Annotated in this window: 22 protein-coding genes; 5 read left to right on the plus strand and 17 right to left on the minus strand. The window is 56.7% G+C overall.

Annotated features, from left to right (window positions below; all coding sequences use genetic code 11):
* Positions 1–3: 3 nt before the first annotated feature.
* The 3 genes from AB7E06_RS13410 to AB7E06_RS13420 all read left to right on the plus strand — a co-directional run bounded on the left by AB7E06_RS13410 (position 4) and on the right by AB7E06_RS13420 (position 4,037).
* Complete coding sequence (locus AB7E06_RS13410) at positions 4–1,572, plus strand: murein hydrolase activator EnvC family protein (RefSeq protein ID WP_108728482.1); 1,569 nt, start codon at positions 4–6, stop codon at positions 1,570–1,572.
* A 164-nt stretch (positions 1,573–1,736) separates the two neighbouring features.
* On the plus strand, positions 1,737–3,248 hold the full coding sequence (locus tag AB7E06_RS13415; protein ID WP_166727113.1) for a S41 family peptidase: 1,512 nt from the start codon (positions 1,737–1,739) through the stop codon (positions 3,246–3,248).
* 15 nt (positions 3,249–3,263) lie between these two features.
* The gene (locus AB7E06_RS13420; RefSeq protein WP_094197870.1) at positions 3,264–4,037 is read left to right on the plus strand and encodes a HesA/MoeB/ThiF family protein; all 774 of its coding nucleotides are present in this window, start codon (positions 3,264–3,266) and stop codon (positions 4,035–4,037) included.
* A 19-nt stretch (positions 4,038–4,056) separates the two neighbouring features.
* Here AB7E06_RS13420 and AB7E06_RS13425 read toward each other — a convergent pair whose 3' ends face one another.
* The gene (locus AB7E06_RS13425; protein ID WP_108728485.1) at positions 4,057–4,986 is read right to left on the minus strand and encodes an AraC family transcriptional regulator; all 930 of its coding nucleotides are present in this window, start codon (positions 4,984–4,986) and stop codon (positions 4,057–4,059) included.
* 195 nt (positions 4,987–5,181) lie between these two features.
* Between AB7E06_RS13425 and AB7E06_RS13430 the strand changes: the two genes are divergently transcribed.
* The gene (locus tag AB7E06_RS13430; protein WP_108728486.1) at positions 5,182–6,636 is read left to right on the plus strand and encodes an aldehyde dehydrogenase family protein; all 1,455 of its coding nucleotides are present in this window, start codon (positions 5,182–5,184) and stop codon (positions 6,634–6,636) included.
* Positions 6,637–6,642: 6 nt separating this feature from the next.
* On the opposite strand, the gene AB7E06_RS13435 is transcribed toward AB7E06_RS13430, so the two are convergent.
* The 6 genes from AB7E06_RS13435 to AB7E06_RS13460 form a co-directional block, all read right to left on the minus strand.
* Positions 6,643–7,368 carry a pyrimidine 5'-nucleotidase gene (locus AB7E06_RS13435; protein ID WP_108728487.1) on the minus strand — a complete coding sequence of 242 codons (726 nt, stop codon included), beginning with the start codon at positions 7,366–7,368 and terminating at the stop codon, positions 6,643–6,645.
* 3 nt (positions 7,369–7,371) lie between these two features.
* Complete coding sequence (gene argB / locus AB7E06_RS13440) at positions 7,372–8,268, minus strand: acetylglutamate kinase (protein ID WP_009458643.1); 897 nt, start codon at positions 8,266–8,268, stop codon at positions 7,372–7,374.
* Between the two features lie 76 nt (positions 8,269–8,344).
* Positions 8,345–8,848: a peroxiredoxin family protein gene (locus AB7E06_RS13445; RefSeq protein WP_125277969.1), complete on the minus strand. Its 504-nt coding sequence runs from the start codon at positions 8,846–8,848 to the stop codon at positions 8,345–8,347.
* On the minus strand, positions 8,845–9,534 hold the full coding sequence (locus AB7E06_RS13450) for a BON domain-containing protein (RefSeq protein WP_427957280.1): 690 nt from the start codon (positions 9,532–9,534) through the stop codon (positions 8,845–8,847). The genes AB7E06_RS13445 and AB7E06_RS13450 overlap by 4 nt, the downstream gene beginning before the upstream one ends.
* On the minus strand, positions 9,531–10,124 hold the full coding sequence (locus tag AB7E06_RS13455) for a phosphoheptose isomerase (RefSeq protein ID WP_162496917.1): 594 nt from the start codon (positions 10,122–10,124) through the stop codon (positions 9,531–9,533). The genes AB7E06_RS13450 and AB7E06_RS13455 overlap by 4 nt, the downstream gene beginning before the upstream one ends.
* Positions 10,125–10,312: 188 nt before the next feature.
* On the minus strand, positions 10,313–10,771 hold the full coding sequence (locus tag AB7E06_RS13460; protein WP_094197865.1) for a YraN family protein: 459 nt from the start codon (positions 10,769–10,771) through the stop codon (positions 10,313–10,315).
* 34 nt (positions 10,772–10,805) lie between these two features.
* On the opposite strand from AB7E06_RS13460, the gene rsmI reads away from it, so the two are divergent.
* Entirely contained in the window at positions 10,806–11,744 is a 939-nt protein-coding gene (gene rsmI, locus AB7E06_RS13465) for a 16S rRNA (cytidine(1402)-2'-O)-methyltransferase (RefSeq protein WP_427957282.1), read from the plus strand.
* A gap of 168 nt (positions 11,745–11,912) precedes the next feature.
* On the opposite strand, the gene AB7E06_RS13470 is transcribed toward rsmI, so the two are convergent.
* From AB7E06_RS13470 to AB7E06_RS13515, 10 genes are all read right to left on the minus strand, one after another.
* Positions 11,913–12,998, minus strand: coding sequence for a septal ring lytic transglycosylase RlpA family protein (locus tag AB7E06_RS13470; RefSeq protein ID WP_321268711.1), 1,086 nt, complete (start codon positions 12,996–12,998; stop codon positions 11,913–11,915).
* The gene (gene rapZ, locus AB7E06_RS13475) at positions 12,995–13,870 is read right to left on the minus strand and encodes an RNase adapter RapZ (protein ID WP_094197862.1); all 876 of its coding nucleotides are present in this window, start codon (positions 13,868–13,870) and stop codon (positions 12,995–12,997) included. Before rapZ ends, AB7E06_RS13470 begins: the two co-directional genes overlap by 4 nt.
* 98 nt (positions 13,871–13,968) lie before the next feature.
* Positions 13,969–14,895, minus strand: coding sequence for an HPr(Ser) kinase/phosphatase (gene hprK, locus AB7E06_RS13480; protein WP_094197861.1), 927 nt, complete (start codon positions 14,893–14,895; stop codon positions 13,969–13,971).
* Positions 14,867–15,367: a PTS sugar transporter subunit IIA gene (locus tag AB7E06_RS13485; RefSeq protein WP_162496918.1), complete on the minus strand. Its 501-nt coding sequence runs from the start codon at positions 15,365–15,367 to the stop codon at positions 14,867–14,869. Before AB7E06_RS13485 ends, hprK begins: the two co-directional genes overlap by 29 nt.
* A gap of 151 nt (positions 15,368–15,518) precedes the next feature.
* The gene (hpf, locus tag AB7E06_RS13490; protein WP_009458652.1) at positions 15,519–15,845 is read right to left on the minus strand and encodes a ribosome hibernation-promoting factor, HPF/YfiA family; all 327 of its coding nucleotides are present in this window, start codon (positions 15,843–15,845) and stop codon (positions 15,519–15,521) included.
* Between the two features lie 189 nt (positions 15,846–16,034).
* Entirely contained in the window at positions 16,035–16,826 is a 792-nt protein-coding gene (gene lptB, locus AB7E06_RS13495) for an LPS export ABC transporter ATP-binding protein (protein WP_094197859.1), read from the minus strand.
* 18 nt (positions 16,827–16,844) lie between these two features.
* Entirely contained in the window at positions 16,845–17,495 is a 651-nt protein-coding gene (lptA, locus tag AB7E06_RS13500; RefSeq protein WP_427957286.1) for a lipopolysaccharide transport periplasmic protein LptA, read from the minus strand.
* Complete coding sequence (lptC, locus tag AB7E06_RS13505) at positions 17,492–18,112, minus strand: LPS export ABC transporter periplasmic protein LptC (RefSeq protein ID WP_376912657.1); 621 nt, start codon at positions 18,110–18,112, stop codon at positions 17,492–17,494. Before lptC ends, lptA begins: the two co-directional genes overlap by 4 nt.
* A 2-nt stretch (positions 18,113–18,114) precedes the next feature.
* Complete coding sequence (locus AB7E06_RS13510; protein ID WP_427957288.1) at positions 18,115–18,720, minus strand: KdsC family phosphatase; 606 nt, start codon at positions 18,718–18,720, stop codon at positions 18,115–18,117.
* A 2-nt stretch (positions 18,721–18,722) separates the two neighbouring features.
* Positions 18,723–19,712 carry a KpsF/GutQ family sugar-phosphate isomerase gene (locus AB7E06_RS13515; RefSeq protein ID WP_108728489.1) on the minus strand — a complete coding sequence of 330 codons (990 nt, stop codon included), beginning with the start codon at positions 19,710–19,712 and terminating at the stop codon, positions 18,723–18,725.
* Between the last annotated feature and the right edge of the window lie 140 nt (positions 19,713–19,852).

Here is a 19,852-nt window from a genome sequence, read left to right on the forward strand (position 1 = left end):
ATAATGTGGCGCTACAGCGTCTGCCTGTTGCTGGCAGCCTGGGCCTTACCGGCCCTGGCTGCGGATCCGGACTTGGCTGCCCGTCAGGCCCAGGCTCAAAAGCAGCAGGCAGAGCTGCGCCAGAAAATTGAATCGCTGCGTAAGTCGATCGACACCCGCGAAAGCTCGCGTCGTGATGCTGCCAATGCCTTGCGCGAATCCGAGCAGGCTATTTCCGATATCGACCGCACGTTGGCTCAGATCGAGCAGCGGCAAGAGCAATTGCACCAGCAACTGGGCACACTGGGCAAACAAATCAGCGAACAGCAAGTGATTAAAGAGCAACGTCAGCAGGAGCTGGCCGAGCAATTGCGCGCGCAATATGCCAACGGCGTCTCGCCCTGGTCCGCCCTGCTGTCGGGCGATGATCCCAACGCCATTAACCGCGAACTGCATTATCTGGGTTATGTCTCGCGTCAGCAGACTGAACAGGTTCATAAGGTACGCCGCACCGTAGAGCGCCTGGACCGCTTGCAGACCCAGGTTGCGGCGCGTGAAAAAGAGCAGGAAAAGCTGGCCACAGAAGCCGCTGCCCAAAAGGTGGCCCTAGAAGAGCAGAAAGAAAAACGGGCCAAGGTGGTGGCTGATATCAGCGCTGAACTGGAACGGCAGCGTGGTCAGGCTGCGAATCTGCAAAGTAATGACAAACGGCTGGGGGATTTGATCTCCGGTCTGGAAACTGAAATTGCGCGACAGGCTGAGTTGGCCCGTCGCGCTGAAGAACAACGCCGACGTGAAGCCGCGCGCCGTGCAGAACAAGCGCGTAAAGCCGAGCTGGCACGTCAGCAAGAGTTGCAGCGCAAAGCCCAGCAAGAGCAGGCTGACCGTGAACAGGCGCGCCTGGAACGCGAGCGGGAGTTGTTGGAGCGGGCTCGGGCCACGCAACCGCCTCTGCCTGCGGCCTTGCCACGCAGCAAACCGGAACCTGCCGAGCCACAACAGCCAGAACCCGTCATTCCGCGGCCACCGCTGACCTATACGCCGCCAACTGCGAACGAGCGTTTATGGTCAGATAGTCTGGATGCTTCGTCCGAGCCTAGTGAACCGATCAGCAAACCGGTCGCCCCAAAAGTGCGTGAAGTTCAGGTCGTTGAAGAGCCTGCCGAGCAGGTTTCTGCCCCAGCCTTGGAACCAGAAGGTGGCTTCCAGGGTCTGAAACGTGGTTTGCCTTATCCGGTACGTGGTGAAATGCAAGGCAAGTTCGGGGCAGAGCGCCCCGATGGTGGCGTTTGGCGCGGCGTTGTGTTGCGCGCACAGGCAGGCACCACCGTTCGTGCGGTGGCCCCGGGCCGTGTGGTCTTTGCCAACTGGATGACCGGCTTTGGTAATTTGCTGATTATTGATCATGGTCGTGATTACTTAAGCGTCTATGCCTATAACCAGAGCACGCTTAAGCAAGTAGGCGATATTGTGGGCCGTGGAGAGCCTGTTGCGCGGGTGGGAGCCACTGGCGGGCAGGTTGAACCCGGCCTGTACTTTGAGTTGCGCCATCAAGGCAAGCCCATTAATCCGCAGGTTTGGCTGGGTTCCTGAGCCGCTTTTGTTTCTGGCGTTTACTTTTGCTCGCATTTGTTGCGCCGGGTAGCGACTCCAGCCCAGTTCACGCTGGTCGCCACTTTACGCTACTCTTATAATGCATGGTCGGGTCAGCTCCGGGAGGTGGCCTCGTCTTGAATCTGAAAATAATGGGAATGTGCATGAGCACTCGAAGGATTGGCAGCATTGGTCTAGTGGCAGCAGGTGCTGTGGGCGGTATTTTGATCAGCCTGGGCATTACTGCGGTCGCTCAACGCGGCGAGCCATTGCCTTTGCGCGAACTGCAGCAGTTCGCCAATGTGTTCGCTGCCATCAAGAACACGTATGTGGAGCCTTTGACGGATCAGACCTTGGTCAATAACGCAATCAAAGGTTTGTTTACCGATCTGGATCCCCACTCGGCCTATCTGGATGCCGATGCTTTCAAGGAAATGGAAGCCATGACTCAAGGCGGCTTTGGCGGCCTGGGCATTGAGATTGGCAGCGAGGACGGGATGCCCAAAGTCATCTCGCCTATTGAGGATACGCCTGCCGCGCGCGCCGGTATTCTGGCGGGCGACATCATTACGCACATCAATGGCAAACCCACCAAGGATTTGAGCCTGAACGATGCCGTCAAACAGATGCGTGGTGAGCCGAAAACATCGATCAAGCTGACGATACGCCGTGCTGGCCGCGACAAGCCATTGGAATTCAACCTGGTGCGCGATGTCATCAAGGTGCGCAGCGTGCGCTCCAAGATGTTGGCTGATGACGTAGCCTACGTGCGCATTGCCCAGTTCCAGGAACGCACGGCTGCGGATCTGATCAAGCAATTGTCCGAAGTCCACAAAGGCCCGGGCGCACCGAAAGGCTTGGTAATTGATCTGCGTAACGACCCCGGTGGTTTGCTGGAAAGCGCCATTGGCGTGTCTTCCGCCTTCCTGGACTCGGGAGACCTGGTGGTGTCGACCAAGGGTCGCATTCCTTCGTCCAATCGCGAGTATTACGTTAAATCCATGCAATCCGTACTGGGCGAGCTGGATACGGACGCCGATGTTCTGAAGAAGCTGGATTGGCTCAAGAACGTGCCGATTGTAGTTCTGGTGAACGTAGGTTCGGCCTCGGCATCGGAAATTGTGGCCGGGGCGTTGCAAGACCACAAACGCGCCACCATTATTGGTAACCGCACCTTTGGCAAGGGCTCGGTGCAAAGTGTTGTTCCTCTGTCCGAGGAGTCGGGCCTGAAACTGACGACTGCCCTGTACTACACGCCTAACGGCACGTCCATTCAGGTAACGGGCGTACAGCCAGATGTGGTGGTGGACGATACCGCTCAGGGTAATTTGTTCCGGCTGCCGCGTGAAGTGGACTTGAAGCGCCACCTGCTCAACAGCAAGGTGGACGAAAGCGCCGAAGCAGATCAGCCTGATCTGGGCATGAGCCCAGAGTTCAAAATGTTTGAATTTGGCGGTGACGACGACTTCCAGTTGCAACAGGCACTGAATCATTTGGCTGGCCGTCCTGTGATCAAAAATGATCCAGCGAAAGTAGCTGCGGCCAAGGAAGCGGCTGCCAAGCGTGAAAAGGAAGTAGGGTCCGAGTCGCCAGAAAAAAAAAGTCCCCTGAATCAGCAACCCAGCGTTGAGCGGTTCCGAATCACCCCCAAGGGGCTCGAACCGGTAAACCCGTAAACACAGGTTCTTGACGTGGAAGATCAGCAATTACTGCGCTATGCGCGGCATATTCTGCTCGATGAATTCGGGGTAGAAGCGCAGGAGCGGATTCTGGCTTCCCGCATCCTGGTTGTTGGAGCCGGGGGGCTGGGTTCCCCCGTGGTGGCTTATTTGGCTGCTTCGGGTGTGGGCTCCATCATTCTGGTGGACGATGACCAGGTGGAACTGAGCAATCTGCAGCGTCAGATTGCTCACACCACGGATCGCCTGGGCTGGGACAAGGTTGAGTCCGCCAAGCTGCATATCGAGCAGCTCAATCCCGAAGTGAAGGTGACACCCGTTGTTCAACGTCTGGACGAAGCGGGCTTGATGCATTGGGTTCAGCAAGTGGACCTGGTGCTGGATTGCTGCGACAACTTCGCCACTCGCCATGCCATCAACCGTGCCTGCGTGGCACTGCGTAAACCTTTGGTGTCCGGTGCGGCGATTCGTTTTTCGGGCCAAGTCAGTACCTATGACTTGCGTCAGCCCGAGGCTCCTTGCTACCACTGTCTGTTTCCCGAAGCCGATGATGTCGAAGAACTGCGCTGCGCCACCACAGGCGTTCTGTCGCCTTTGTTGGGCATGGTGGGTAGCGCACAGGCGGTGGAGGCCTTGAAGCTGTTAGGTGGCTTCGGAGAGCCCTTGGTGGGGCGTTTGTTAAGTGTGGATGCTTTCAATATGAATTGGCATACCGTACGTTTCCGCAAAGACCCGGCATGCCCGGTATGCGCTTCAGCGGCCATTGAGCACACTGATCACGCCTGATCTGTTTTTGATCGCTGCTTCACGACTCCAGGCCATGACCATAAAAATGGCCTGGCGTGATATCAAAGCGTCGTCGAAACTGGCGGTGAAAGTAGGACAGATCCGAAAAACCCACTGAATATGCTACTTGCGCCACCGTGCTGGATGGTGTCTGGCGCAGCAGTTGTGCGGCTGCTTCCAGCCGCAGTTGCATCAATTGGGCGGTAAAAGTGGTCCCCTTGGCTTTGAACAGCGCCTGGGTGGTGCGCGGCGCCATGCCAAGGTGTTCGGACAAGGCCGCAATATTCAAGGTGGAATCGCTCAGTCGGTCAGACAGGTAGGCCAGCGCATCTTCGTACCGTGCCGTGCTTGGATCAAGCGGGGCCGAGCGTCTTTCGTTAATGCTCATGACCAGCAAGTCGCGCAGGCAACGCCAGGCCTGATTATGCTGATTTGCCCGCAAACTGTCGGCAGATAGCAAAAAGCCTTGTAGATAGTGCTCCAGCAAGTGCAGGCTGGCGCCAGGGGCCAATGGCTGGGCGACCACATCATTCAAAGGGCCGGTATAGGGCAGCAGCCCATCCAGTGGCAAGCGCAGCGTAGTCATGGTGACCTCGTCCACAAAATCCAGTGTGAAGGGGCTGTTGCCCACATTCAAGCTTAAGCTGCCCGCCGGCAACCACTGTTCGCGCCCGTTCTGAATCAGGCGGCAGTGGCCTTGCTGATGCACATTCAGGAACAACCAGGGCTGGTCCGTTTGCGGCCTGCCCGTGCTGACCCGATAAGGTTGCGCGGTCAGCCGGTTGATCGCCACTTCCCCCAGGCGTTGCGAGCGCAAGGTGCCACGAAAGTTCTGTCCGTAACACTGTGTTTGCACGTGCTGGAAAGACTGCGAAATGGCTTGGGTCCAGAGCTTGGCGCTTTGTCCGGGAGGCAAAGCCTGCGTGTCCCAGTGATAGTTCGTGCTCATGCGGTTTTTTCCGTCTTCTGCGTCATTGTCCAGATTGGGCTGCGCCCCAGTCCACGACACAGAGAGGCAATCGGCTCAAGAATAGTATCTAAGACAGTACTGCATGGTGAGCTATGGCGCACCTCGGTGGCTATCGGGTTTAACCATGAAGGGTGCCCAAAGCGCACCTGGAGACAATACAGGAAAGGAGCAGTCATGACAGAGCAGCTAAAGCAGATCTACCCCTACATCAACGGACAGGCCTGGCAATCAGAAGGTCAGTTGCATAAGGATCTGGTGAATCCTTACACGGGCAAAGCGCTGGCACGTGTTTTCCTTGCGACCAAGCAGGATATTGAAGAAGCGCTGGCCAGTGCAGAACGTGCACAGCGTGTCTGGGGCAAGATGCTGGCCCGTGAACGTGAAGCCATCTTGTGCCGTGCGGCCGACATTGTGGAACGCCGCCGCGACGACATCGTGCGTGTGCTGATTGAGGAGGGCGGTAACGTCTTTGGTAAGGCCATGTTCGAGTGCGATTACATCGTCAGTACCTTCCGTATTGCCGCAGGTCAGACTCGCGATATTCGGGGTGAAACCATGCCTTCGGACCTGCCTGGCCGTATTTCCATGAGCATTCGTCGCCCCTTGGGGGTGGTTGCCGGGATTGGTCCTTTTAATGCACCTCTGTTGCTCAATGGCAAGAAACTGGCTCCTGCACTGGCTGCGGGCAACAGTTTCATTCTGAAGCCTTCGCCGCACACGCCTATGGCTGCGCTGATGTTTGCAGAGATTCTGGAAGAAGCGGGCCTGCCCCCAGGTGTGTTGACTGTGCTGCTGACTACGGACGAAGCCTTGGGTGATACCTTGTTCTCCGATCCGCGCGTCAAGCTGGTGACCTTCACGGGTTCGGCTCGTGTGGGCCGTATCCTGGCAGATCTGGCTGGCCGTCATCAAAAGCGTATTGTGCTGGAGTTGGGCGGTAAAAGCCCGGTGGTGGTGCTGGACGACGCCACGCTGGACTACGCCGTGCGTTCCGCCGCTTTCGGCATTTATTTCAACCAGGGCCAGGTGTGCATGGCGAACTCGCGCATTATTGTGGAGCAGGGCATTTACGATGCGTTCTGCGAAGCCTTTGCCAAGCAGGTTGCCCGCATTCCTACTGGTGATCCCGCTTTGCCGAAAACGGCCGTTGGCCCGTTGATCAGTTCTGAACAGGCCGATTTTGTGCAGGCTCATATTCAGGATGCCGTCTCCAAGGGCGCAACTTTGCTGGCGGGTGGTGGCCGGGAAGGCAATGTGATTCAGCCTACCGCCTTGTGCGATGTCACTCCCGACATGAACCTGTACTACGAAGAGACCTTTGGCCCTGTGGCTGCCATCTACAAGGCTCGTGACTACGAGCATGCCCTGGAAATGGCCAATGACACTTCCTATGGCCTGTCTTCCGCAATTCTGACCAATGATCTGCAAAAGGCCATGGATTTTGCCGAACGCATCGAGGCAGGTTCGGTTCACATCAATGACAATTCCTTTGATGATGATCCGAACGCGCCTTTTGGTGGCTTCAGGGACAGTGGTTACGGTAAGGAAAATGGCCGCTACTCGATTGCGGACATGACGGAACTGAAGTGGGTCACTATCCAGCAAGGGGAGCGCCAACTGGCGTTCTAAGTCACCTCAGAGGCGTGGCCAGTTCTTGACCAGTTGCGCGATGCGGTTGATGCGATGGTCTACATATGGGCTGCGTCCATGATACAGAGCGCTGAACGGGGTGCCCGCGTTATAGATATGGATGGTTTGCATCCCTAGCTGGCGGGCACTTTTCAGATTGCGTAGCGTATCTTCGACCAACACGATGTCACGGGCCTGGGATTTCAGCACGGCCAGTGCCTGTTTCATCAGCGCCTGGGAGGGCTTGGGTCGATAGCGGCCTTGTAGCTGCATATGCTCAATAGCCCACAACCCATCAAAAACGGGCAGTAGATTCAAGGCTTTCAAGACACGCTGTGCGTACTCCAGCGGTGCGTTGGTCAGCAGCAGCTTATAGCCCGGTAGACGACGCAATTGATGGGCCAGACCGGGTTCAGCACTGATCAGAGACGGTACATCAAAGTCGTGAGCGTGTTTCAGGAAAGTGGCCGGATCTGCTCCATGATGACGTTGCAGACCAATCATGGTGGCGCCGTACCGCTTCCAGTATTCCAGACGCAAGCGGTCGGCCTCGTCCATATTCACACCCAGCGTTTGCGCCACGCCGATGCGCATGCGCCCATCAATCGCCTGGAAAATGCCTTTGGAGGCATTGTGCAGGGTGTTATCCAGATCAAACAGCCAGATGGTTTCATCTGGCTGGCAGGCTGACAAAGGCCGTGCCCAGGAATGGGCACGGATAGGAGCGCGCACGGATTAGTGCGAGCTGATCATGGTGCCAACACCACGGTCAGTCAGGATTTCCAGCAACAGGCAGTGGGGGACACGGCCGTCGATGACATGTACGGAGTTGACGCCATTGCGCGCCGCATCCAGGGCTGAAGAGATTTTGGGCAGCATGCCGCCGGAGATCGTGCCATCAGCAAACAGTTCATCAATGGTCTGGGCCGACAGACGGCGCAACAGTTGACCAGCCTTGTCCAGCACACCGGGGGTGTTGGTCAGCATGACCAGTTTTTCAGCGCTAAGCACTTCAGCCATCTTGCCGGCCACCACGTCGGCATTGATGTTGTAGGCTTGGCCGTCCTCGCCGTAACCAATGGATGAGATCACAGGGATGAACTGATCGTCCTGCAATGCTTTGACTACTTCAGGCTGGATGCTTTCAATATCGCCCACAAAGCCAATGTCCAGCAGCTCGCCAGGATGCTCGGCATCAGGCAGCATTTTCTTGGTGACGCGAATCATACCGCCGTCTTTACCGGTCAGACCTACGGCCTTGCCACCGGCTTCATTGATCATCATCACGATGTCTTGCTGTACTTGCCCGCCTAGCACCCACTCCACCACTTCCATGGTTTCTGCATCGGTGACGCGCATGCCTTGAATGAAGGTACCTTCTTTGCCCACCCGCTTGAGAGCGTCATTGATCTGGGGACCGCCACCGTGCACCACAACGGGGTTCAGGCCAACCAGCTTGAGCAAGACGACGTCATGGGCAAAGCTGCGCTGCAACGCTTCTTCTGTCATGGCATTGCCACCGTATTTGATGACAACGGTCTTGCCGTGGAAACGACGAATATAAGGCAGGGCCTCGGACAAAACTTCTGCTTTGACGGTCGAGGAGTAATTCTGCGAATCTGTGGTGCTCATTGATGCGCTCACTTGAAGAAAACCCGGGTCCACTGCTGGTACCCGGGGTTATGTGGCTGGGGGCAGAAACAGGTTTTTAGCTGCTGGCCAGGGCTTTTTCGACGGTGGCAATGAATTCCTGCTTGTCGTAGTTACCCAGGTAGCGTTTGATGATGTGGCCCTGTTTGTCGAGTAAAAAGGCAGTAGGAGTCAGACGGACATCCCCAAAAGCCTTGGCGATTTCGCCCTTGTCGTCATGGACAACCGTGAACGGCAGTTGGCGGGATTGGGTGAAGTTGCGCACGTAATTAATGGGGTCGTGCTTCATGGCCACAGCCACAATATCAAAGCCTTTACTGGACAAGGCATTGAAGTTCTCGATGTTGTCGGGCATTTGCGCCACACAGGTGGTGCAGTCCGTGGCCCAGAATTTCACCAGGACGACTTTGCCCTGCAAGTCTTTGGTTTCAAAGTGCTTGCCATTCAGGTCGGTAAAGGCGACATCGGGAGCGCTGGCCTTGGAGCTGCCACCGGACATGGTCCAGACGCCCAGGCCCACGGCGATGGCCACAACAAAGGCAATGATGACTACTTTTTTCATTGGACGGGCATAACTTCTACAGAAGAGGCGGGTGCAGGGGCCGTTTCAGAGGCCTCTGTGCCAGAGCTGGTGCTTGGCTGTGTATTGGTGCTCAAGGGCTGCGCCAGGCTTTCAGCGCTAATGTAATCGAAGAGCTTGGCGACTTTGTTCACGCCAGGCACGCTGGAGGCGGCAATCGCAGCACGCTCACCTTCTTCGCGTGTGACACGGCCCAGCAGGTAGACCACGCCGCGCTCGGTGGTGGTGGAAATCGTGCGACTGGGTACGTCTTTGGCGTTCAGTAAAGCCGTGCTGACGCGGGTGGTGATCCACGAGTCGTTCGAGCGTACGCTCAGCGGGGTTGGTTCGCCGACACGCAGTTCGTTGACCACGCGTGTCACTTTATCGACTTTGGACACCAGACGGGCGGCTTCTTCCTTGTCCGCCTGGGTGGGGACATCACCGGTCAGCAGGGCCACTCCAGCGTAAGACGTTGTGTTGATGCGGCCTTCCTTGTTTTCCAGCAGGCGGCGTGTTTCTGCGCCCGCTTTCATGACAATAGCTTTGTCTTCGACTTGTTCGCCCGTGGTACGGCGGTCGGTAGCGACAACGGCGGTTGTGGCAGCGGCGCCGCCCACTACCAGCAGACCGCAACCGGTCAGGGTGGTGCTGGCCAGTAAGGCGGCCATAATCAAACGGTGTTTCATAGTGGATCTCCGAGCAGCAGCGCATCAATGCCATCGCACATGGCGTGCAACAGAACAATATGTACTTCCTGAATGCGCATGGTTCGATCGTGCGGTACGCACAGATGGATGTCGGTATCCGAGAGCAACTCAGCGATTTGTCCGCCGCCTTTACCGGTCAAGGCAATAATGACCATATCGCGTTCGCGAGCTGCCTCAATGGCACGGATGACGTTTGGCGAATTGCCGCTGGTTGAGATGGCGACCAGAATATCGCCAGTCTGGCCCAAGGCGCTGACCTGGCGTTCAAAGATACTGTCAAAGCCATAGTCATTACCCACTGCCGTCATGATAGAGGTGTCGGTATTCAAGGCAATGCCAGCCAAGGGCAAACGGTCGCGCTCAAAGCGGCCCACCAGCTCTGCAATAAAGTGCTGGGCATCGGCTGCTGATCCGCCGTTTCCGCAAGCCAGAATCTTGCCGTCGTTGGCCAAGGTGGCAAACAATAGCTCTACAGCGGCGGCCAAAGGTTCGGCCAGTTCGCGTGTGCTGGCTTTGAGAGTATCGACGGAATCGTCGAAATGCGAAGTCATTAAGGCGATAAGGTCCATAGCGCGCATTATCGCACGGAGAATTTCCCTGTGGGGCAGGCAGATCGTGTCATGTTGAAAAAAACGCCACGGTATTGAAACCAGATGCTGTAAGCAGGCCGAATCAGGAGGCTGTAGTTGGTGTTTTTCTGTATGAGACTGTGTGCCTGCCGGAGAGTTTCACGAAGGCCAGGCCGCTGTCCCGTGACTTAGCTTTGCTCAAAGGCATTGTGAATCCAGGTCAGGGTGTCGTCTTCAATGGCAATGACGTCAAAACGGCAAGCGGGCAGCTTGCCCTGGAAATAGCGCTGGCATAGCGTTGGCAGCCATTGTTGTGCTGTCAGGATCAAGCGCCGTTGCTTGTCCCGGTTTACACTGGCAAGCGCCCCTCCGTAGCCCTTGTGATTGCGTTGGCGCACTTCCAGAAAGACAAGATGATTCTGGTGCCACAGAACCAGGTCAATTTCCCCAAAGCGAGTACCCAGTTGACGAGCCAGAACGCGGGCGCCGTGGGCGGTGACATGATCGCAGGCTCGTTGTTCGGCCTGATCGCCGCTTTCCTGGCTGGACGAACGCAGTGGTTTTTCCTTTCTGGCGGCAGGACGACTACGCCGCCTGCGCCGCAATTGCCGGTTTTGAGCCTGGCGAGCGTATTCAAAGGGATTCATAGGAACACATGAAGATGAACAAGCAGGATCGAGCATGAGCGATACCGAAAACCGAACAGGGAATGCCGGCGTCTGGCAAAGCATGATGGACAAGGTGCAAGGCCAGGTCTGGCCGCAGTCTTGCCTGTACGTAGTGGCCACGCCCATTGGCAATATGGGAGACCTTAGCCTGCGCGGCTGGCAGGCGCTGGAACTGTGCGACATTATTGCGGCAGAGGATACGCGGGCTACGCGTCCTTTTTTGCAGGCTTGGGGCATACAAACGCCCTTGATGGCTGCACATCGTCATAACGAGGCGCAGGCGGCTCAAGCCATTATCGAGCGTCTGGAGCAAGGGCAACGAGTGGCTTTGGTGTCGGATGCAGGCGCGCCCGCTGTCAGCGATCCTGGTGCCCGCGTAGTGCGCTCGGTGCGCGAGGCAGGTTTTCAGGTAGTACCGCTGCCCGGAGCATCGGCTGTTATTACCGCCTTGATGGGCAGTGGCGCGACCAGCGATGAGAACCCCGCTTTTGCCTTCGCCGGTTTCATGCCGCCTAAAACGGTGGCGCGTCGCAAGTGGCTACAGCATTGGTCCAGCCTGGGTATGCCGGTATTGACGTTTGAGTCCCCTCACCGTTTGCGAGCCAGTTTGCGTGATATGCAAGAGGTGTGTGGGCCGGAGCGTGAGCTGACGTTTGCACGTGAACTGAGCAAGCGTTTCGAGCAGATTCATACCGTGCCTTTGGGGCAGGCCTTGGCCTGGCTAGATGAAGACAGCCATCGAGAGCAGGGCGAGTTTGTTCTTATTTTGCATGATGCGGTGCGAGAAGTGGACGAGGATGCGCCTGCGCTGGATGCCACTACAGAGCGTTGGATGAAGGCGTTGCTGGAACAGGTCTCGCTGCGTGACGCTGCCCGGATCGCCAGCCAGGCGACCGGAATTGCTCGTGATGTTCTGTATGCCTGGGGTTTGGCCAATTCGCCCAAGGACTAGGATGACCGGGTTTCAGGCCTTCATGCTGCTCCGATAGATCACGATGAACAACGGACAGCTTGAACTGGCTATCGTATTTCTCCATGAAAAACACCCCAAAGCGTGGATCAATGTCCAACTTTTGGGCTGCCGTTCATGAAGGGGATGTTGTGGTGGGCTGGGTGTGGCTTAGCGGACGGCGACCGAGGGGCTCAAGCCGGTTTTTTGTTGGATGCGGTAAGCGGCATTGATAGCCTCGGTCCGGTTTTGATACGGACCAATTTGCACGCGGTACAAATCGTTGTGCATCTGAACTTGGGCGTCTCGGTACTCCACTGGCGAAATCTGGCGGTTCAGTTGCTGCGCCAATGCGGCGGCGTTTTCGCGTGCGGAGAAAGCACCGAATTGCAGATAGACCCGGTTCTGACCAGACGGGGCCAGGGGTTTGCTGGCAGTTGTGGGTGAAGACTGCACGATCAGTTGCTGATCGTTCGCATCGCTGCTCCAGCTGGGTGTATCGTCCAGCTCAACAGTCAATTCTTCCGGGGGCAGAGCAGCCAGGGCGTCAGGGGTGGGCTCCAGTGTTTCGGTGATGGTCAGACTGGATTTGGGCGCTGCGGGAGCCGGCGCCGTGCGGGCAGCGGGTGCTTCAACGACATTGACCTGTTCACGACTAAAACTGCCACTACGAATTTCTTCCTGAGTGATGGATTCCACCATCACGGTGCCACTGCCGGGCGCAATTAGATCCAGCTTGGCGGCGGCAACATAGGATAAGTCGATGATGCGTGAGCTGTGGAAGGGCCCGCGGTCGTTAATGCGCACAATCACCGATTTGCCGGTTTTAGGGCGGGTGACACGGGCGTAGCTGGGAATAGGCAAGGTGGGATGTGCCGCTGTCATGGCGTACATATCGTAGGTTTCGCCATTGGCGGTTTTCTTGCCGTGGAACTTGCGCCCGTACCAAGAAGCTGTGCCGGTCTGGGTAAAGGCTTTGTGTGATTTGTGTGGAACAAAGCTTTTGCCGAGCACGGTGTAGGGACGGGTATTGCTGCGGGCGATAGGTTCTATTCGGGGAACGGCGTCGGGGGTGGCCTGCAGATTGACGGGTATTCGATCGTGGGGGCCGTCATCTTTGTAATACCCCCCTCCGCGCGGTGCTGAAACCGTAGCCCCTGGTTTGGTTTTGGCGCGCTTTGGGCTGGAGGTGCATCCAGCCAATAGGGCCAAGATGCCCAAGGCTGCACCTAATTTCAGTAAGGTCGGATGGCTCATGGCACGGGATTGATGGGAGGTTGATTGCGATGGCGTACCAGCAAAGGGGCGTAATCAGCAAAGCGCAGCGCCAGTTGTTCAGTAACGTACACGGAGCGATGTTGCCCGCCCGTGCAGCCAATGGCGACCGTCAGGTAATTGCGGGTGTCTTGCATATACAAAGGCAACCAGCGGCGTACAAAGCCCGCAATATCATCCACCATGGTTTCTACAGAGCCGAACTGGGCCAGCCATTTTGCAACTGGCTCATCGCGGCCCGTCATGGGGCGCAGTTCCGGGTCGTAGTGGGGGTTTGGCAGGCAGCGCACGTCGAAAACCAGGTCTGCATCGCCCGGTACGCCACGCTTGTAGGCAAAGGATTCGAAAGTCAACACGACACTGGCGCGATCAGCCTGTACCAGATCGCGTATCCAGGCACGCAACTGACCCGGGGTCAGGTCGGAGGTGTCGATGATGTGGCCCAGTTCACGCAAAGGGGCGGTCATTTCACGTTCGGCTTCAATGCACTCCTGCAAGGAAGGCGAGCGGCCATCCTGACGTAAACGGTCTGTCAGTGGGTGGCGGCGGCGCGACTCCGAGTACCGCTGCATCAGGGTGTGATCGTTGGCGTTCAAAAACAGCACGCGCAGGGCGTAGCCTTCTTCGTTCAGTTTGCTGATAACGCCGGGAAGGATGTCCAGATCACCAGCGCCGCGCACGTCAATGGCAACGGCAAGTCGCTCGAGCCCTTGCTCAGCAGAGCGTTCGACAAATTCGGCCAGAAATCGGGGTGGCAAGTTGTCGATGCACAGATAGCCGGTATCTTCCAGCAGGCGCAAGGCAACTGATTTTCCCGAACCGGATATGCCGGTAATCAATACAACTTTCAGCATCGTGGCAAAGGACTCCGAGTCGTTGTCCGAGGGGCAACGGTTAGGTGAAACAGGACAAAGCCGTCAGGGCCGTTTAATGCTAACAGACCCTTAGGTGCCTAGTCTTCGCGACTATTCATGATAGCCAATGCCTGGCGTTCGATGAAGTCGCCCATGGTATCAATGCCGCGGAAGGCGAGAATGGTGTTGCGCACGGCGGCCTCTACCAGCACGGCCAGATTTCGGCCGGCGGCCACTTGAAGCATGACGCGTTTGATATCGACCCCTAGTACTTCCTGGGTCTGGTCTTGAGTAGGCAGACGCTCGAAGCTGTCGGGGTTGGAACGAACCAGGTGCACAATTAGTTTAAGCTTCATTCTACGACGAACGGAGGTTTCGCCGAAAATGGTGCGAATGTCCAGCAAACCCAAGCCACGTACCTCTAGCAGGTTTTGCAGCAGGGGTGGGCATTGTCCGTCGATCATGTTGGGTGCGGTGCGTGAGAGCTCAACCGCATCGTCTGCGACCAGCCCGTGGCCGCGGGAGATCAGCTCTAGCGCTAATTCGCTTTTGCCCAGACCGGACTCGCCAGTGATCAGTACCCCCAGACCCAGGACATCCATGAACACGCCGTGCATGGTGATTTTTGGGGCCAGACGTTTGCCTAGATAGATGCGTAGCAGATCAATCAGCTGTGCCGCATCGATAGGGGTGTAGAGTAGCGGGATCCCTTGATCTTCGCAAAACTGGATCAAGTCATCGGGTGCAACGGCATCGTTGGCAATGAACAGGGCGGGAACCCCACCTTGCCTGAGATCATCCAGATGATGCAGGCGACGCTTGATATCAAAGCGGTGGTAGAAAGAGAGTTCTTCAGGGCCGAAAACTTGAATGCGGCCAGGGTGGATCAAGTTCAAGTGACCGACCAGGTCTGCCGCAGAGGCGCCAAGATCGGGGATAGGGCGTTGAGCAGCGTGTTTTCCGGCTGCCCAGCTTACCTCGAGCTTGTCGTTATTGTCATTGACCAGTTCTTGAACTGTCAGCATCGGGATGTTCCGCGTTGAGATCAGGGGTCTGGGTCAGGATCTGATGAATTTGAACAGGGTCCGTTTCCTGAGCAAGCGCCTGGCGGATGTCCTGATCGGCCATCAAACGGGCGATCTCGGCCAGCAGGTCCAGGTGGATTTGAGTCGCCGTTTCGGGAACCAGCAAAAAGAATAGCAGGCTGGCGGTACGGCCGTCGCTGGCGTCAAAGCGTACCGGCTCGGCCAAGCGCATGAAAACGGCACAAGGCTCTTTCAGATCCTTGATGCGACCATGCGGGACGGCGACATCGTGGCCAAGCGCTGTGGAGCCCAGACGCTCACGCGCGATCAGGCTATGGAAAACGGCTGTCCGAGCAATGCCGTGATGGTTCTCGAAAATCAATCCGGCTTGTTCAAAAGCGCGCTTCTTGCTGGTAACAGCAAGATCCAGAACCACGTTGGACAAAGGCAAAATACGCGACAAGAGATTCATGACGGCCATTATAGGGGGGAATGTTTTTTAGCTAAACTTTTTTTGGATGGCTAACAACAGGCGGACACTGTGCCAAGAAACACAAAACCCCGAACTTTTGAAAGTACGGGGTTTGTTGGCAGGTTATCCCTGCTGTAACAGTTCGGCCAGATCAGGCTGCCGGAACTTCGAGCCGCTTGGCGGGCTCATGCGCATGGCTGTTTGCCTTTTCCTTGTATTTCAGAATCTGGCGGTCGATTTTATCGGCCAGCAGATCGATAGCAGCATACAAGTTTTCGTCTGAAGAGGCGCAGTGTATATCTTTGCCGGGAACGCGGACGGTTACTTCGGCATTGTGCTTCAGACGTTCAATGGAAAGCATAACCTGCGAGTCAACTACGTTATCGAAATGTTTTTCAATTCGACCAATTTTGCTTTTGACGTAGTCGCGAATGGCAGGAGTTATGTCAAGATTACGGCCAGTGATATTAAGGCTCATATAGGCTCTCCGTAGTAGTCAAACAACGTGTTCAAGAAGGGGAAGGTTGATCGTCTTTAGCCTCCTTACTACTGATCCTGGATATTCCAGTATACCTATATGTGGGTCAGATAACATGACCTGAATCAATCTGTGATGTGCTGGATAACCCTTGTTTTGATTGGCCCCGTTACAGGGCCAAAAATCGGCTTACATTCGGAAGTTCGATCCCAGATAAACCTTGCGCACGGCTTCGTTGTCGATGATCTCGGATGGGTGCCCGCTTGTCAGTACTGTGCCTTCGCTGATGATGTAGGCGCGGTCGCAGATGCCCAAGGTTTCGCGCACGTTATGGTCGGTAATCAGCACGCCGATATTGCGACCTTTTAGAAACTGCACAATGCGCTGAATTTCGATCACGGCGATCGGGTCCACCCCGGCAAAAGGTTCGTCCAGCAGAATAAAACGGGGGTTGCTGGCGAGCGCGCGGGCAATTTCTACGCGGCGGCGCTCGCCACCAGACAGGGATAGGGCGGTATTTTGTCGGATGTGTGCAATTTGTAATTCGCTAATCAGGGTTTCCAGGCGCTCGTTGATATCGTTCTTGCTGATGCTGCGACCGTTATCGTCCAGTTGCAGCTCCAGCACGGCGCGGATGTTTTCTTCGACCGTCAGGCGGCGAAAGACGGAGGCATCCTGAGGCAGATAGGACAGGCCCAGCCTTGCCCGCTTGTGCATGGGCATGGCGGTAATGGGCGTGCCATCAATTTCAATGCGACCTGCATCGGCGGGCACAATGCCCACAATCATATAGAAGCTGGTGGTTTTGCCAGCCCCGTTCGGGCCTAGCAGGCCGACGACTTCACCACTTTCCACGTTCAGAGAAACATCCTGCACGACCGTACGTTTGCCGTAGGTTTTGCGCAGGCCCTGTGCAATCAGGCTGCCTTTGGTTGAGTGGCTGGCGCGGGTAGGGGTAGACGGGTTGTTAGGAGCAACCATAATTCAGAGGTGTCCGGACTATTTGCGGGGGGAAGACTTGCGTTGGCATTCGGCCAGAGCAGCGTCGGCATTGGCGCGTGGGCGGGCCACGGAGCGAACCCGGCCATCCCGGGTGGCGGAGTCCGAGCCACCAAAGGCCTGGTACGTGCCATCTTTTTGGCGATAGATAATGCGTTGGCCCTGGACGGAGTCTTGCAACTTGCCGCAAACATAACGGTTGACGACAGCCTTGCCAATCAGTTCGACCTCTTCGGTTTTACCGTTGTAAATAGCTCGGACACCTTCGGCGACCATCAATTCAAATTTGGCCGGGGCTTCCTGTCGAATGGTGACGCGGGCGCGCTCGCTGACCGTGGCCGTGCCATGCTGGAATCCTTCCGCATCTTGCTCGATGGCCAATTGGTCTGCCATTAAGGTCATGGCGCCACGGGTCAGGATGATATTGCCTTTGTAGATCGTCTGCTTGGCAATATCGTCGTACGTCAGGGTGTCGGACAGCACGGAGGTGTCCGGTTCGGCAGCAGCAGAGGCCGCTGCTTGTGCCAGAGCTGGGGCCGTGGGCAGCAAAGCCAGGGTTGCAGTGCTCAGGCACAGGGCCAAAGCACCACGCAAAAGGCTAAAAGAGAGCATGGGCTTGTGGCTCAGGCGGGCGCTGTCAGGCGTGGTCATGGAGGGGAATCCTTAGAGCTATTGGAAGAACGCGCTTTTTGTGTTTGTTGGCCCGAGATTTTAACGTCGGATTCCGACATGACGTTCAATTGGCGAACGCGATTATCGTAACGCATCCCGGTACCGCGCATGGTGGACTGGCCGTTGACGACCAATGCAGGTTCGTTGGTGTAGACCACATCCTCTTCAGGCAGGATGATCAGTACTTCGCTGCGCACATCCATGGCCTCGTCCTCGGGTGTGGCCAGGCGGTGGATGTGGGCATTGCCTTTCATCGTGATCACATCTCCACCTGCATTCATATGTGCGGTGTCGGAGGTGGCAATGGTCAGCGGCGAGTTCGCTCGGTTGCTGACTGCACGCGGGGAGGTAATGTCGTGCGAGTCGTCATCCGGGTAGTGGTAGGCAATCTTGCCGTCCAGCCTGCTGATGGCCATCCCGGTTTGGTCAGAGCTGATCATGGTGAAGTTGCGCGCCCAGGAATCGGGCTCGTGGGTAACACGGCGCGGCGGATCAATGGCAACCGAGCGTTGGGTGTAGTCGACCGCCCACAATGTTGCCACCACCAGCATGGCCAGCAACAACAGGGAAATGACGGTGGGTAGACGGTCACGCATGATTACTGAATGACTCCCGTGGTCTTCAAGGGACCACCTGTAATAAAGGGGGCAAGGCGACCTTGGGAGGCCAGGATGGCATCACAGCATTCGCGCACGGCACCGTGGCCGGCAGGCTGCGTGGCCACCCAACTGGCAATTTGACTGATATAGAAGGGGGCTTCAGGCACGCTGGCGGAGAAGCCCACGCGTTGCATGGCCGGTAAATCGATCAAATCGTCGCCCATATAACCCATTTCGCTTAAAGATATGCCGTTTTCCTGGGCCAGTTGGGTCAGGATAGCAATCTTGTCACGTACGCCCTGATGGACAAAAGGAATGCCCAGCTCGGCAGCGCGACGTGACACGATACCGCTTTCGCGTCCGGTAATCAGGGCTACATGAATGCCACTTTCCCCCAGCATGCGCAAACCGTGGCCGTCCAGAGCGTGAAAGCTCTTGAATTCCTCGCCGTTAGCGCTGTACCACAGGCGTCCGTCGGTCAGCACACCGTCCACGTCAAATACCATCATGCGCAGCTGACGTAATTGGCTGCGTATGTTCTCGGGCAACTTGGCCAGGATTTGAGCTTCAGCGGGGTGGAGCGGGATGGTGGGCGTATTCATCATGATCAGATTACCTTTGCAGCCAACAGGTCGTGCATGTGCAGAGCTCCCAATAGTAGCCCGTTTGTGTCCAATACCAGCATTTGGCTGATACGCAAGGCATCCATTTGCTCGGCCGCTTCAATGGCCAGGGCGTCGGCAGCAATGCTGCGCGGTTCGCGTGACATGCCTTCGGACACGGGCAGCTTGCGTATGTCGCCCGCGCGTGCAATCAGGCGGCGCAAGTCGCCATCAGTGAACATCCCCACGGGATGGCCTTGCGAGTCAGTGACAATGGTCATGCCCATGCCTTTGCTGGACATTTCTATCAGGGCATCGGGAACCAGGGTCTCGGGGGAAACAATGGGCAATTGTTCGCCGCTGCGCATGATGTCGCGCACAAACGTCAGTAATTGACGACCCAGCGCGCCACCGGGGTGGGAGCGAGCGAAGTCTTCACGGCTAAAGCCACGTGCTTCCAGGCAGGCAACGGCCAGTGCATCGCCTAATACTAAAGCGGCCGTGGTGCTGGCCGTAGGAGCCAGGTTGAGTGGGCAGGCTTCGTGCTCCACATGTGCGTCCAGATGCAGGTCAGCATTTTGCGCCAGTTCGGATTGGGCGTTGCCGGTAATGGCAATCAGCTTGGCTCCCATGCGACGCAGCACAGTCAGCACCGTGACCAGCTCCTGGGCCTGGCCGGAGTAGGAGATGGCAATCACTACATCCTGCTTGGTAATCATGCCCAAATCACCGTGCAGGGCTTCGGCAGCGTGCATGAAAAAAGCGGGGGTGCCGGTTGAGGCCAGCGTAGCGGCGATCTTGCGTGCCACATGGCCGGACTTGCCGATGCCCGTCACCACCACGCGACCCTGGCAGTGCACCAGCAGCTTGGTGGCTTCTACAAAACTTTGGTCCAGACGTCCGCCCAGCGCTTGTAACGCGTCAACTTCAATGGCGAAGGTGCGTTGTGCTGAAGAAAGGATATGTGCAGGATCTAAAAGTGCCGATGTATTCATGGCGAAATTGTAAACGTGAAGTGTGTGCTTGGCATGCTGATTTGCAGGAGGCAAATTGTAAGGCCAGATGCCCTTGGACCAGTGGCAGACAGATTAGTTTAGGGTTAAGATACGTCTTGTTTTGTAATTTCAGTAATTAC

The organism is Alcaligenes sp. (genome assembly GCF_050255915.1).
In the GTDB taxonomy this organism is placed as follows: domain Bacteria; phylum Pseudomonadota; class Gammaproteobacteria; order Burkholderiales; family Burkholderiaceae_B; genus Alcaligenes; species Alcaligenes aquatilis.